Source organism: Mesorhizobium sp. Cs1299R1N3 (assembly GCF_037179625.1).
In the GTDB taxonomy this organism is placed as follows: Bacteria; Pseudomonadota; Alphaproteobacteria; order Rhizobiales; family Rhizobiaceae; genus Mesorhizobium; species Mesorhizobium salmacidum.
In genome coordinates, this window is the sequence record NZ_JAPYKQ010000002.1 from 434,582 (window position 1) to 448,541 (window position 13,960).

The following is a 13,960-nucleotide window of genomic DNA, read 5'->3' on the forward strand; positions in this document are numbered from 1 at the left end:
GGCAGAAGAATTCCGCTGCGCGCGACGAAATCTCGGTTCTGTTCGTCGCTCACATGGCCGCGCTTTTGCATCCGGTCAAGGGGAAGGGGCCAAATTGCGGAGGTGCCGGCAGCAATACACTCTTAGAGTGTATGGAGAAAATCACAGAATTTCGGTCAAGGCGACGGCGGTCGGGAGTCGGCGGAAACGGCCGCTTCAAACTCCGGGCGAGTCGTGGAAAGCCGTTCGCTCGCCTGCCGTCGATCGATGCTGGCCGCCGGCTGAACAGAGGAATGCGGCGACCAGCTTGCCCGCCCGCGGGCAGGGAGCAGGGGCAGGCCTAATCGGCCTTGACGACGTGCCAGACACCGGCGACGCCATCACCGCTCATGTCGCCGGCCTTCTTGTCCTTGATGAAGGTGTAGACGGGCTTGCCGTCATAGGCCCACATCTTGGTGCCGTCGGTGCGATCGACAACGCTCCATTCGTCGCCGGCCTTGGCGCCGGCCTTGGCCTTCAGCGGCGGCCAGTTGGTGGCGCATTTGTCGTAGCAATTGGTCTTGCCTTTCTCGTCCTTGTCATAGGTGTAAAGCGTCATGCCTTTGGCATCGGTATAAATCTTGGTGCCGCCGACATCGGCTTCCTTCCACGCCTCTGCGGCAAAGGAGGCGGCGGTGCTGAGCAGAAGCGCGGCCAGCGCTGCGGTTGTCGTTTTCATGGAAATCTCCGTGGCTGTTATTCGCAGGCGCGCGGAAAGTCGCGGCCTCGTTGTGTCAACGCCCTGAGCATGTGCTTTCTTCCCCGGCCCGCGATGACTTGCCACGCGATGGTGATTGGCGGACAAACCCGCGTGCAGCTATATCGTCGCCAAACAGTCGGAGCTTTGGAATGGCATTGGATATCGGCTATGTCAGCGCGGTCGGGGCGGGGGCCATCTCGTTTCTGTCGCCATGCGTGCTGCCGCTGGTGCCGCCCTATCTCTGCTACATGGCCGGCGTGTCGGTCGACGATTTTCGCGGCAATGCGGGCGCGACGGCCCGCGAAGGCGCGCGCGGCGCGCTGCTTTATTCCTCGATCGCCTTCGTGCTCGGTTTTTCGACCGTGTTCGTCGCGCTCGGTGCCGGCGCGTCGACCATCGGCCGGTTGCTGCGCGTCTGGCAGGAGCCGCTGGCGATGGGCGCCGGCGTGCTGATCATCCTGATGGGCCTGAACTTTTTGGGCATCCTGCGCATTCCGCTGTTGTCGCGGGAGGCGCGTTTCCAGTCGCAGGGCAAGCCGGCCAGCGCCGTCGCCGCCTATGTCATGGGGCTTGCCTTCGCCTTCGGCTGGACGCCCTGCATCGGCCCGGTGCTGGGGCCGATCCTGACGCTGGCCGGCGGCCGCGAAACCGTGGGCGAGGGCGCGCTGCTGCTCGCCGCCTATTCGCTGGGCCTCGGCATCCCGTTCCTGATCGCCGCGCTGTTCTCCGGCGCCTTCATGCGCTTCGTCGGCAAGTTCCGCGTCCACCTCGGCCTTGTCGAGAAGGCGATCGGCGCGCTCCTGGTGGTCGCCGGCGTGTTTTTCCTCACCGGCGGCGTGCAGACGGTGTCCTACTGGTTGCTGGAGAATTTTCCGGTGTTGGGGCGGCTGGGGTAGGCCTACTGATTAAAAGTCAGTTGCTCTTCGTCTGCCATCTCACCGGAATTTAACCGCATTGGTGCAGCATGGCGCCACTGCTATCCTGATTTGATTCCCCAACCCTTTTCAGATGGTTGCCTATCGATGAGCCAGAGAACCTGCCTGTCCGTCATCCTCGCCGCCGGTGAGGGCACACGCATGAAGAGCGCGCTGCCGAAGGTGCTGCACCAGATCGCTGGGTTGCCGATGGTCGCCCATGTGGTGAAGGCGGCCGAGGCCGCTGGTGCGAGCGACGTGGCGCTGGTGATCGGTCATGGCGCCGACGAGATGCGCAGGGCGGCCGCGAAGTTCGCGCCTGAGGCTGAGACCTTCGTGCAGGACAAACGCCTTGGCACGGCACATGCCGTTCTCGCCGCTCGCGAGGCGATATCAAAGGGTTACGACGATGTTCTTGTCATGTTTGGCGATACGCCACTGATCGATGCGCAGGCGCTCGCCACGGCGCGGCGGAAGCTGGCCGAGGGCGCCGCTGTCGCGGTCATCGGTTTTCGCCCGCCAAATCCGGCCGGATATGGCCGCCTGATCGAGCAAGCTGGCCGGCTCGTCGCCATCCGCGAGGAGAAGGACTGTTCCGAGGCGGAGAAGAAGATCGGCTTCTGCAATGCCGGCATGATGGCGGTTGCGGGCAAGCACGCGCTCCAATTGCTCGATGCGGTCGGCAACAAGAACGCCAAGGGCGAGTATTATCTCACCGACATCGTCGAGATCGCCAGCGCCCAGGGTCTCGATGTCGTTGCCACCGAAGCCAGCTTCGAAAGTGCGCTCGGCATCAACAACCGCGCCGAACTGGCGCAAGCCGAAGCCATCTGGCAACAGCGCCGGCGCCATGAGGCGATGCTGTCGGGCGTGACGCTGATTGCGCCGGAAACCGTCTATTTCTCGCACGATACCGAAATCGGCGCCGACACGATCGTCGAGCCCAATGTCTGGTTCGGACCGGGTGTGATGGTTGCCTCGGGTGCCAAGATCCACGCCTTCAGCCATATCGAAGGCGCCATTGTCGCGTCCAATTGCGATGTCGGGCCATTCGCACGGCTGCGGCCAGGCGCCGATCTCAGGAACAAGGCCAAGGTCGGCAATTTCTGCGAGGTCAAGCAGGCCGTTATCGAGGAGGGCGCCAAGGTCAACCACCTGACCTATATCGGTGACGCGCGCGTCGGCGCTGGGGCCAATATCGGCGCCGGCACCATCACCTGCAACTACGATGGCTATTCGAAATTCTTCACCGACATCGGCGAGGGCGCCTTCATCGGCTCCAATTCCTCGCTCGTGGCACCCGTCACCATCGGCAATGGCGGCTATATCGCCTCGGGCAGTGTCATCACCGAAAGCGTTCCCGACGACGCTCTGGCCTTCGGCCGGGCTCGCCAGAAGACGATCCCCGGTAAGGGGAAGGAGTTGCGCGAACGGTTTGCTTCGGCCGCGGCGGCAAAGAAGAAGGCAGCCGGCACCGACCATTAGCCATTGGTCGACAAGTCTGCTTTCTTGCCGAAGCAATCGAAAAAAACGAACGATTGCAGTAACCGGATTGCAAGAGCGGTCTGTCATGGTGCATGCGTGCGCAAGTGTCCGTTACACCGGACGAAATGCAATGTGACTTTCGCGGCAGGCCGGCCACCCCTAAATAGCGCTGGTTTTCCATGGGCAATCGGGGACTGTCTGCATGTGCGGTATCGTTGGAATCGTCGGCCACTCGCAGGTTGCGCCGCTCATCGTCGACGCGCTGAAGCGGCTCGAATATCGCGGCTATGACTCGGCCGGCGTCGCCACCATCGAAAAGGGTCAACTTGGCCGCCGCCGTGCCGAGGGCAAGCTGGTCAACCTCGAACGCCGGCTCAAGGATGAGCCGCTCGACGGCACGATCGGTATCGGCCATACACGCTGGGCGACCCACGGTGTGCCCAACGAGACCAATGCGCACCCGCACTTTTCGGAGGGCGTCGCCATCGTCCACAACGGCATCATCGAGAATTTCGCAGAACTGCGCGACGAGCTGGTCCGCGACGGCTATTCCTTCTCGTCGCAGACCGACACCGAGGTCGTGGCGCATCTGGTGGCACGGGAACTTGCGAAAGGTCTGAAGCCGGTCGAGGCCGCGCACAAGGCGTTGAAGCGGCTGGAAGGCGCCTTTGCGCTGGCCATCATGTTCAAGGGCGACGAGGACCTCATCGTCGGCGCCCGCAACGGCCCGCCTCTGGCCGTCGGCCATGGCGATGGCGAGATGTTTTTGGGCTCCGACGCCATTGCGCTCGCTCCGTTCACCAATTCGATCACCTATCTCGAGGACGGCGACTGGGCGGTGGTGCGCCGCGAGAGCGTCGCCATCTTCGACATCGACGGCAAGAAAGTCGACCGCAAGCGCCAGCAGTCGCTGTCGACCAGCTTCATGGTCGACAAGGGCAACCGCCGCCATTTCATGGAAAAGGAAATCCATGAGCAGCCCGAAGTGATCTCGCACACACTGGCGCACTACGTCGATTTCGTCTCCGGCGTCTCCAAGCCGCTCGACCTGCCATTCGATTTCGCCAAGATCGGCCGCCTTGCTATCTCCGCCTGCGGCACTGCGTATCTTGCCGGCCTCATCGGCAAATACTGGTTCGAGCGCTATGCTCGGCTGCCGGTCGATATCGATGTCGCGTCGGAATTCCGCTATCGCGAAATGCCGCTGTCGGCCAGCGATGCCGCCTTCTTCATCTCGCAGTCGGGCGAGACCGCCGATACGCTGGCTTCGCTGCGCTATTGCCGCAAGGCCGGCATGAAGATCGGCGCGGTCGTCAATGTGCGGGAATCGACCATGGCGCGCGAATCCGACGTCGTGCTGCCGACGCTGGCGGGACCTGAGATCGGCGTCGCTTCGACCAAGGCTTTCACCTGTCAGTTGTCTGTGCTCGCGTCGCTTGCCGTGCGCGCCGGCGTGGCGCGCGGGGCGATCTCGAAGGAGCAAGAGAAGACCCTGGTGCGAGCGCTTTCGGAAGCACCGCGCTACGCCAACCAGGTGCTGAAGCTCGAAGAACAGATCGAACGGATCGCGCGGGAGCTGTCTCGCTACAAGGACGTGCTCTATCTCGGACGCGACACCAATTTCCCGCTGGCCATGGAAGGCGCGCTGAAGCTCAAGGAAATCTCCTACATCCATGCCGAAGGCTATGCCGCGGGCGAGCTGAAGCACGGGCCGATCGCGCTGATCGACGAGAACATGCCGGTGATCGTGATTGCGCCGCACGATCGCATCTTCGAAAAGACCGTGTCCAACATGCAGGAAGTGGCGGCGCGTGGCGGCAAGATCATCCTGATCACCGACGCCAAGGGCGCGGCACAGGTGAGCGTGAAAACGATGGAGACCATCGTGCTTCCGGATGTGCCGGAAATCATCTCGCCCATCATCTACGCGCTGCCGATCCAGATGCTTGCGTATTTCGCCGCCGTTTTCATGGGCACCGACGTCGATCAGCCACGCAATCTGGCGAAATCAGTGACGGTGGAGTAAGTTTCCCTCCCAAATTGAGAGGTCGAGCCGAGTGACGTCGAAATTCGCACGTCCAGTTCATCCTGGAGAATTCCTGCGTGAAGAATATCTCGTCCCGCTCGGCATGAGTGCAGGCGCGCTGGCGAAAAAACTCAATCTTCCGCGCACCCGTATTGAACGCATTGCCAAGGAAGAGATCGGCTTGACTCCCGACACGGCCCTTCGCCTCGCCAGGTTTTTCAACACCACGCCTGAATTCTGGATGAATTTTCAGCAGGCTTACGAGCTTGAGACTGAGGCGAAGAAGCTGGCGCCGGAACTTGAGAAGATCGCGCCGCTGGAACAGCCGCATAATAGGACCTTTAAAAACTTCTAAAAACTTCGCAGTTCCAAAGCGCCTTCCGGTTCACTAATGTCGCGCCGCAACCCGTGCCCGGTGAACCATGTCAGACGCTTCGAAGACTTCCGGCATGACCCGGCTGAGGAACTATTTCCTCACGGGCTTCATCGTCTGCGCGCCGCTGGCGATCACCGCCTATATCGCCTGGTCGTTCATCGGCTGGGTCGATTCCTGGGTCAAACCCTATATTCCGGCGCGTTACAGCCCCGACAGCTATCTGCCGTTCCCGGTTCCAGGGTTCGGGCTGATCGTCGCGCTCATCCTGATCACGCTGATCGGCTTCCTGACGGCCAACATTGTCGGCCGCGCCATCGTCGGGTTTGGCGAGCGCCTGCTTGGCCGCATGCCGCTGGTGCGCGGCATCTATGGCTCGCTGAAGCAGATTTTCGAGACCGTGCTGTCGAACAAGGGCGACATGTTCCGTCAGGTTGGGCTGGTCGAATATCCACGCAAGGGCGTGTGGTCGCTGGTGTTTGTCGCCAGCGAGAAGGAAACCGAGATCAACCAGAAACTCGACCAGGAAGGCGATCCGCTGATTGCGGTGTTCATGCCGTGCACGCCGAACCCGACGACCGGTTTCCTGATGTATGTTCTGAAGTCGGATATCGTGCCGCTCGACATGACGATCGAGGACGGCGCCAAGCTGATCGTGTCGGCCGGGTTGGTGGCCCCCGAGGTGAAGACGAAATTGGTGACGCTGAACGGTGAGCCGATCAACGGAACCCTGGCCAATCCGCCGCTAGGGCCTCATCCGGCGCGCAGGAGCCGCACGGCCTCGTCGCGGCCGAACAAGTAGAGCAGGAGCCGTAGCGCCTCGCCGCGATCCGATTGCAGTTCGGGATCGCGCGACAGGATCAGCCTGGCGTCGTCTCGGGCGGCCTCCAGTAGGTCGGCATGCGCCTCGATGCGCGCCACCTGGAAACCCGGAGTGCCGGACTGGCGGGTACCGAGCAATTCGCCTTCGCCGCGCAATTTCAGATCCTCTTCGGCGATCAGGAAGCCGTCCTCGGTCTCGCGCATCACCGACAGCCGGCGTTTGGCGGTCTCGCCAAGCGGGTCCTTGTAGAGCAACACGCAGGATGACTTGATGTCGCCGCGTCCGACCCGGCCGCGCAACTGGTGCAACTGGGCGAGCCCGAAGCGTTCGGCATGCTCGATGACCATGATCGTGGCGTCAGGAACGTCGACGCCGACTTCGATGACCGTGGTGGCGATCAGGATGCGCGTCTCGCCTTGCTTGAAGGCACGCATCGCCTCGTCCTTCTCGGCACCCCTCATGCGGCCATGGACAAGGCCGATGCGATCGCCGAACAGCGGCTTCAGCGAAGCGAAACGATCCTCGGCCGACATTAGCTTGATTTCTTCGGATTCCTCGACCAGCGGGCAAATCCAGTAGATCTTCTGGCCATCCGCGACGGCATCGAGCATGCGGCCGACCAGTTCGTCGAGCCGTTCGAGCGGCAGCGTGACGGTGCGGATCGGCTGGCGGCCGGCCGGTTTTTCCGTCAGCTTCGAGACGTCCATGTCGCCGAAGGCGGTCAGCACCAGCGTGCGCGGGATCGGGGTCGCGGTCATCACCAGCATGTCGGGAGCGTCGCCCTTGGCGGTGATGGCAAGCCGCTGATGGACGCCGAAGCGATGCTGCTCATCGATGACGGCCAGGACCAGATCGTGGAAGCTGACCGTTTCCTGAAACAGCGCGTGGGTGCCGACGATGATATCGATCTCGCCGCTGGCAAGACCAGCCAGTGTTTCGGCTCGCTCGCGGCCCTTTTCACGGCCGGTCAGGATGGCGATGCGCAAGCCGACCTTGGCTGCAAGCGGGGTGATCGTCGCCAGATGCTGGCGCGCCAGGATTTCGGTCGGCGCCATCAGCGCCGCCTGGCCGCCGGCCTCGACGGCGCGTGCCATGGCCAACAAAGCCACGACCGTCTTGCCCGAACCGACATCGCCTTGCAGCAGCCGCAGCATGCGCTCTGGATCGGCGAGATCGGCGTTGATTTCGGCGAGCGCGAATTCCTGCGAGGGAGTGAGCGAATAGGGCAGGGCCGCACGCAGCCTCTCGACGATGCGGCCATCGCCGACGAGAGGGCGGCCTGACAGGCGTCGCACCTTTGCCCGCACCAGGGCCAGCGAGACCTGGCCGGCGAGCAATTCATCATAGGCGAGGCGGCGCCATGCAGCCCCTTCGACCGCGACATCGATCGGATCGCCGGGATAATGGATACGGGTCAGCGCGTCGCCAAAGGACGGAAAGCTCTGGCGGCGCATGAAGGCATCATCCTGCCATTCCGGCAGGTCCGGCAGGCGGCCTAGCGCCTGGCCGATCGCACGGCGCAGCACCTTGCCGGACAGCCCCGCGGTCAGCGGATAGACCGGCTCGACCAGCGGCAGGTTCTCGGCTTCGCTGGCGAGTGCGATATGGTCGGGATGGACCATGGTCGGGCGTCCGTTGAACCATTCCATACGGCCTGACACCACGACATGCTCGCCGACAGGCATTGCCTTCTCGAGATAGGCGGCATGGGCATGGAAGAAGGTCAGACCGATTTCGCCGGTATCGTCATGGGCGTAGACCCGGTAGGGCACCGACCTGTTGCCGCGCGGCGGCGGCTGGTGGCGGTCTATGCGCAGCTCAAGCGTCACGATGGCGCCTTCGGCCGCGAGGGCGATGCCAGGCCGATTGCGGCGGTCGATGACGGTGTGGGGCAGCACGAACAGGAGATCGCCGGCGCGCGCGGCGCGATCGCCGAGGTCGGCCGCCACGACCTTCTCGATCAGGGCACCGACCTTCGGCCCGACGCCGGCAAGCGAGGTGATCGGGACAAACAGGGGATCGAGTATGGGAGGACGCATGATGTCAGCTTATGTCGCGACGGCCGCAGCGCAAAGGCTGACACCGCCCACTATCCACGCTATATGCGCCGCTTGAAGCGAGGATGCGGCACAATGACCGGAACGAAACGATCAAGCGAGGGGCTGGACGCCCACCGCCGCAAGCTGTTGTTCCGCTCCTGGCATCGCGGCCTACGCGAGATGGACCTCATCCTCGGCACCTTCGCCGATGCCGAGATCGGCACCTTGACCGCCGAGGAAATCGACCAATATGAGAGGCTCCTCGATATTGCCGACACAGAATTCCTGCCGCTGGTCACGGGCGAACGCCCGGTGCCGGCGGAGATCGACTGTGCCGTCCTGCAAAAAATCCTGGCGTCCCGCCGGACCATGACATTCTGAACAAAAGCAATTCCAGGAAAAGTGCGAAGCGGTTTTCCGTTCGGAATTGCGATAAACAAGACCGTGATTTGATGGCTCTCATCCCCACCATTGGCTTGCCGAAGGGCCGCGCCGGCCAGTTCATCGTCGACGGTGTCGCCGACGGCTACGAGGCCTTCGCGCTGGTACAGACGGCGCTCGAAATCGCACCCGACAAGCCGGTGCTGTTCGTGGCCCGCGACGGTCAGCGCTTGCCTTCCATCATCGAGGCGCTGTCCTTCGTCGCGCCCGGCCTGCCTGTGCTGGAACTGCCTGCCTGGGACTGCCTGCCATACGACCGTGTGTCGCCCGGTTCCGATGCCGCCGCCAAGCGCCTCGATGCACTGACCGCCATGATCGCGCTGGCGAAGAAACCGCACCGTGCCGTCATTCTCACCACCGCCAACGCGCTGCTGCAGCGCATTCCACCCGCTGAGCTTGTCGAGGCGCAGACCTTCCACGCCAGGCCCGGCAACCAGATCGACATGAATGCGCTGATCGCGCGGCTGGAGACGTCGGGATTCGAGCGGGTGCCGACCGTGCGCGGCATCGGCGAATTCGCGGTGCGCGGCGGCATTCTCGATCTTTTCGCTCCCGGTTGGACCGAGGCGCTGCGGCTTGATTTCTTCGGCGACACGCTGGAATCGATCCGCGTCTTCGACGCCGCCACGCAGCGCACCACCGGTCAGCGCAAGTCGATGGCGCTGCAGGCGATGAGCGAAGTGGCGCTGACGCCGGAAACCATCAGCCGCTTCCGCCGCTCCTATATCGAAGCCTTTGGCGCGCCATCGCGTGACGACGGGCTCTACGCGGCGGTCAGCGAAGCGCGGCGCTTCGCCGGCATGGAGCATTGGCTGCCGTTCTTCTATGAGCGGCTGGAGACCGTGTTCGACTACCTGCCTGACGCACCCGTGGTTTTCGACCATCTGGCGCATGAGGCGCTTGCCGAGCGCCATACGCTGATCCTCGACCACTATGAGGCGCGCAAAAAACAGGCTGACGGGGCGCTTAGGGATGCGGTGCCCTACAAGCCGGTTGCGCCGGACCTGCTCTATCTCTCGCCGGAGAATCTCAAGGCTTCGCTTGGCGAGCGCGAAGACATTGACTTTACCGTGTTCGATGCGCCCGATTTGGGGGGTAAGAAAGTCTTCCACGCCGGCTCGCGCCATGGTCGCAGCTTCGTCGAGGAGCGAGCCGATCCGAACGTCAATGTCTTCGATGTCGTCGTCCGGCACATAGCCGACGAGCGCGCCGCACGCCGCCGCGTCGTCATCGCCGGCTGGACCGAAGGATCGCTCGACCGGCTTGGCCAGATCCTGGCCGAGCACCATCTCGGCAATCTCAAGCAGGTCGAGACGCTGGCGGAAGCGGAACAGCTCGAGCCGGGACAGGCCGCATTGGCGGTTTTGCCGCTGGAATCCGGGTTTGAGACTGAAAAGCTGGTCGTTGTCGCCGAACAGGACATTCTGGGCGACCGGCTGATCCGCCGCTCGAAGCGCAAGAAGCGCGCTTCCGATTTCATTGCCGAGGCCTCGGCCTTGTCGGCCGGTGACATTGTCGTCCATACCGACCATGGCATTGGCCGCTTCATCGGCCTGCGCACCATCGAAGCGGTCGGCGCGCCGCATGACTGCCTGGAAATCCACTATGCCGGCGACGACCGGCTGTTCCTGCCGGTGGAAAACATCGAGCTGCTGTCGCGCTACGGCTCCGACACAGCCGAGGCGACGCTGGACAAGCTCGGCGGCGGCGCCTGGCAGTCGCGCAAGGCCAAGCTGAAGCGGCGCCTGCTCGATATGGCCGGGCAACTGATCCGCATCGCCGCCGAGCGTCAGATGCGCGCCGCACCGGCGCTGGTGCCGGCCGAAGGCCTCTATGACGAGTTTGCCGCCCGCTTCCCTTACGAGGAAACCGACGACCAGCAGACGGCCATCGACTCGGTGCGGGGCGACCTTGGCGCCGGCAAGCCGATGGACCGGCTGATCTGCGGCGACGTCGGCTTTGGCAAGACCGAAGTGGCGCTGCGCGGCGCCTTCATCGCGGCGATGGAAGGGTTTCAGGTCGCGGTGGTGGTGCCGACGACGCTGTTGTCGCGCCAGCATTTCAAGACATTCTCGCAGCGTTTCTCAGGGCTTCCCATTCGTGTCGCCCAGGCCTCGCGGCTGGTCGGTGCCAAGGATCTGGCCGAGACCAAGAAGGGCATTGCCGAAGGGCAGGTCGATATCGTTATCGGCACCCATGCGCTGCTCGGTTCCGCCATCTCGTTCAAGAATCTCGGCCTGCTGATTATCGACGAGGAGCAGCATTTTGGCGTCAAGCACAAGGAGCGGCTGAAAGACCTGAAGACCGACGTCCATGTGCTGACGCTGTCGGCGACGCCGATCCCGCGCACGCTGCAGCTGGCGCTGACGGGCGTGCGCGAACTGTCGCTCATCGCCACGCCGCCGGTCGACCGCATGGCGGTGCGCACCTTCATCTCGCCGTTCGATCCCTTGGTGATTCGCGAGACGCTGCTGCGTGAGCGTTACCGTGGCGGGCATTCCTTCTATGTCGTGCCTCGTATCAGCGATCTGGCGGAAATCCATGATTTCCTGAAGGAATCCGTTCCCGAACTGAAGGTGGCTGTGGCCCACGGCCAGATGCCGCCGGGCGAACTCGACGACATCATGAACGCCTTCTACGACGGCCAGTACGACGTGCTTCTGTCGACCACAATCGTCGAATCCGGCCTCGATATCCCGACAGCCAACACGCTGATCATCCATCGCGCCGACATGTTCGGCCTGTCGCAGCTCTACCAGCTGCGCGGCCGCGTCGGGCGCTCGAAGGTGCGCGCCTATGCGCTGTTCACCCTGCCGGCCAACCGCAAGCTGACCGACACCGCCGAGCGCCGTCTGAAGGTGCTGCAATCGCTCGACACGCTGGGCGCCGGCTTCCAGCTCGCCAGCCATGACCTCGACATCAGGGGCGCCGGCAATCTTCTCGGCGAGGAACAGTCCGGGCACATCAAGGAGGTCGGCTTCGAGCTCTACCAGCAGATGCTGGAGGAGGCGGTGGCCGAGGTGAAGGATTCCGGCGAAGTCCAGGATGGCGGCTGGTCGCCGCAGATCGCCGTCGGCACCGCGGTGATGATCCCGGAAGGCTACGTGCCGGACCTGCAGCTCAGGCTGGCGCTCTACCGCCGTCTCGGCGATCTCGAAAATACCGAGGAAATCGACGCCTTCGGCGCCGAGCTGATCGACCGTTTCGGCGCGCTGCCGGAGGAAGTAAAACATCTCCTCAAGATCGTCTTCATCAAGGCGCTCTGCCGCAAGGCCAATGTCGAGAAGCTCGATGCGGGGCCGAAGGGCGTCGTCATCCATTTCCGCAAGCGCGAGTTTTCGAACCCCGTCGGGCTGGTCAAGTATATTGGCGAGCAGGGTTCGCTGGCCAAGATCCGGGCCGACCATAGCGTGGTCTTCACCCGCGACTGGCCGACGGCGGAGAAGCGTCTGGCGGGCTCGGCTGTCGTCATGACGCAACTGGCGAAGTTGGCTGAGAAGACGGCCTGATCTCGCCTTTCGGGGCGTCCTGGGGGCGTCAAGCCATTCGCCAGCACCGAAATTCCGGTCTAGAATAGGAAATCGGCTTCGTGTATGGAGCCGCCACCCCATTTAGGGGCTGGAAATGGCGGGCAAGGTGTTCGCCGGAAAGAGCGTTGGGTGCAGCGATGACGAAATGGTCGCCGAATTCGTGGAGAGTAAAGCCGATCAAGCAGGTTCCCGCTTATCCGGACCTTGCCGCGCTGAAGAACACGGAAGCCCAACTCGCCACCTTTCCGCCGCTGGTCTTCGCCGGCGAGGCGCGCAAGCTGAAGAAGCAGCTGGCGACTGTTGCCGCCGGTGAAGCCTTCCTGCTCCAGGGCGGCGACTGCGCCGAGAGTTTTGCCGAACATGGCGCGGACAACATCCGCGACTTCTTCCGCGTCTTCCTGCAGATGTCGGTCGTGCTGACCTTCGCCGGTGCGCAGCCAGTGGTGAAGGTTGGCCGCGTCGCCGGCCAGTTCGCCAAGCCGCGCTCGTCCGACAACGAGACCAAGGGCGAGGTGACGCTGCCGAGCTATCGCGGCGACATCATCAATGGCATCGAATTCGACGCGAAATCACGCATTCCCGATCCCGCCCGCCAGGAAATGGCTTATCGTCAGTCGGCGGCGACGCTCAATCTTCTGCGTGCCTTCGCGCAGGGCGGCTATGCCAACCTGGAGAATGTGCATCGCTGGATGCTCGGCTTCGTCTCCGACAGCCCGCAGGGCGAGAAATACGAATCGCTTGCCAACCGCATCACCGAGACCATGGATTTCATGCGCGCCGTCGGCATTACGTCGGAAACCAATTTCGCGCTGCGCGAAACCGACTTCTACACCAGCCACGAGGCGCTGCTGCTCGGCTACGAGGAGGCGCTGACCCGTGTGGATTCGACCTCCGGCGACTGGTACGCCACGTCGGGCCATATGATCTGGATCGGCGACCGTACGCGCCAACCCGATCACGCGCACGTCGAATATTGCCGCGGCATCAAGAACCCGCTCGGCCTGAAATGCGGTCCGTCGCTGACGCCGGACGGCCTGCTGGAACTGATCGATCTGTTGAACCCCGAGAATGAGCCGGGGCGATTGACGCTGATCGCCCGCTTCGGTTCCGACAAGGTTGCCGACCATCTGCCGAAGCTGGTGCGCGCGGTGCAGAAGGAAGGCCGCAGCGTGGTCTGGTCGTCGGACCCGATGCACGGCAACACGATCGAAGCGGCCGGCTACAAGACGCGGCCCTTCGACCGCATCCTGAAGGAGGTGCAGACCTTCTTCGAGGTGCACCGCGCCGAAGGCACGCATCCAGGCGGCATCCATGTCGAGATGACCGGCAAGAATGTCACCGAATGCACCGGTGGCGCGCGCGCCATCACGGCCGAGGAATTGCAGGACCGCTACCACACCCATTGCGATCCGCGCCTCAATGCCGACCAGGCAATCGAACTGGCGTTCCTGGTCTCGGACCTGTTGAAGAAGAGCCATCCGTGCAGCACAAGCAGGTCGCGAACGGCTGAGCCTGGCCAATTGGATCGATAAGGCAAAGGCGCCTGGGAACCCCGGCGCCTTTTCCATTTTCATCTTTTGCCTCCGACCGTGCCGGTGCAGCCGCAAAAGC

10 protein-coding genes are annotated in these 13,960 nt (G+C 63.3%); 8 read left to right on the forward strand and 2 right to left on the reverse strand.

From position 1 onward, the window contains the following. Positions 1 to 319 precede the first annotated feature (319 nt). Positions 320 to 697 (reverse strand): COG4315 family predicted lipoprotein, encoded by a 378-nt coding sequence (locus O7B34_RS07535; protein WP_337145491.1) that lies wholly within the window; start codon positions 695 to 697, stop codon positions 320 to 322. Positions 698 to 867: 170 nt separating this feature from the next. Between O7B34_RS07535 and O7B34_RS07540 the strand changes: the two genes are divergently transcribed. From O7B34_RS07540 to O7B34_RS07560, 5 genes are all read left to right on the forward strand, one after another. Further along, positions 868 to 1,614 carry a cytochrome c biogenesis CcdA family protein gene (locus tag O7B34_RS07540; protein WP_337145492.1) on the forward strand — a complete coding sequence of 249 codons (747 nt, stop codon included), beginning with the start codon at positions 868 to 870 and terminating at the stop codon, positions 1,612 to 1,614. A 126-nt stretch (positions 1,615 to 1,740) separates the two neighbouring features. Continuing rightward, positions 1,741 to 3,117, forward strand: coding sequence for a bifunctional UDP-N-acetylglucosamine diphosphorylase/glucosamine-1-phosphate N-acetyltransferase GlmU (gene glmU / locus O7B34_RS07545; protein WP_337145493.1), 1,377 nt, complete (start codon positions 1,741 to 1,743; stop codon positions 3,115 to 3,117). A gap of 202 nt (positions 3,118 to 3,319) precedes the next feature. After that, positions 3,320 to 5,143 (forward strand): glutamine--fructose-6-phosphate transaminase (isomerizing), encoded by a 1,824-nt coding sequence (glmS, locus tag O7B34_RS07550; protein ID WP_337145494.1) that lies wholly within the window; start codon positions 3,320 to 3,322, stop codon positions 5,141 to 5,143. Positions 5,144 to 5,174: 31 nt separating this feature from the next. Continuing rightward, entirely contained in the window at positions 5,175 to 5,498 is a 324-nt protein-coding gene (locus O7B34_RS07555; protein WP_337145495.1) for a HigA family addiction module antitoxin, read from the forward strand. A gap of 67 nt (positions 5,499 to 5,565) precedes the next feature. After that, positions 5,566 to 6,318, forward strand: coding sequence for a DUF502 domain-containing protein (locus O7B34_RS07560; protein WP_140503612.1), 753 nt, complete (start codon positions 5,566 to 5,568; stop codon positions 6,316 to 6,318). On the opposite strand, the gene recG is transcribed toward O7B34_RS07560, so the two are convergent. Then, the gene (recG, locus tag O7B34_RS07565; RefSeq protein ID WP_337145496.1) at positions 6,270 to 8,378 is read right to left on the reverse strand and encodes an ATP-dependent DNA helicase RecG; all 2,109 of its coding nucleotides are present in this window, start codon (positions 8,376 to 8,378) and stop codon (positions 6,270 to 6,272) included. The two genes, O7B34_RS07560 and recG, sit on opposite strands and share 49 nt — an antisense overlap. A gap of 93 nt (positions 8,379 to 8,471) precedes the next feature. Between recG and O7B34_RS07570 the strand changes: the two genes are divergently transcribed. The 3 genes from O7B34_RS07570 to O7B34_RS07580 all read left to right on the forward strand — a co-directional run bounded on the left by O7B34_RS07570 (position 8,472) and on the right by O7B34_RS07580 (position 13,881). Further along, positions 8,472 to 8,759 carry a succinate dehydrogenase assembly factor 2 gene (locus O7B34_RS07570; protein ID WP_027146380.1) on the forward strand — a complete coding sequence of 96 codons (288 nt, stop codon included), beginning with the start codon at positions 8,472 to 8,474 and terminating at the stop codon, positions 8,757 to 8,759. Positions 8,760 to 8,830: 71 nt separating this feature from the next. Beyond that, the gene (gene mfd, locus O7B34_RS07575) at positions 8,831 to 12,328 is read left to right on the forward strand and encodes a transcription-repair coupling factor (protein WP_337145497.1); all 3,498 of its coding nucleotides are present in this window, start codon (positions 8,831 to 8,833) and stop codon (positions 12,326 to 12,328) included. Between the two features lie 158 nt (positions 12,329 to 12,486). Next, on the forward strand, positions 12,487 to 13,881 hold the full coding sequence (locus O7B34_RS07580) for a class II 3-deoxy-7-phosphoheptulonate synthase (protein WP_337145498.1): 1,395 nt from the start codon (positions 12,487 to 12,489) through the stop codon (positions 13,879 to 13,881). Positions 13,882 to 13,960: the final 79 nt, after the last annotated feature.

Coding starts and splice junctions, on each gene's coding strand:
- O7B34_RS07535 (WP_337145491.1), bottom strand. CDS start 697: ATGAAAACGACAACCGCAGCGCTGGCCGCGCTTCTGCTCAGCACCGCC.
- O7B34_RS07540 (WP_337145492.1), top strand. CDS start 868: ATGGCATTGGATATCGGCTATGTCAGCGCGGTCGGGGCGGGGGCCATC.
- glmU (WP_337145493.1), top strand. CDS start 1,741: ATGAGCCAGAGAACCTGCCTGTCCGTCATCCTCGCCGCCGGTGAGGGC.
- glmS (WP_337145494.1), top strand. CDS start 3,320: ATGTGCGGTATCGTTGGAATCGTCGGCCACTCGCAGGTTGCGCCGCTC.
- O7B34_RS07560 (WP_140503612.1), top strand. CDS start 5,566: ATGTCAGACGCTTCGAAGACTTCCGGCATGACCCGGCTGAGGAACTAT.
- recG (WP_337145496.1), bottom strand. CDS start 8,378: ATGCGTCCTCCCATACTCGATCCCCTGTTTGTCCCGATCACCTCGCTT.
- O7B34_RS07570 (WP_027146380.1), top strand. CDS start 8,472: ATGACCGGAACGAAACGATCAAGCGAGGGGCTGGACGCCCACCGCCGC.
- mfd (WP_337145497.1), top strand. CDS start 8,831: ATGGCTCTCATCCCCACCATTGGCTTGCCGAAGGGCCGCGCCGGCCAG.
- O7B34_RS07580 (WP_337145498.1), top strand. CDS start 12,487: ATGACGAAATGGTCGCCGAATTCGTGGAGAGTAAAGCCGATCAAGCAG.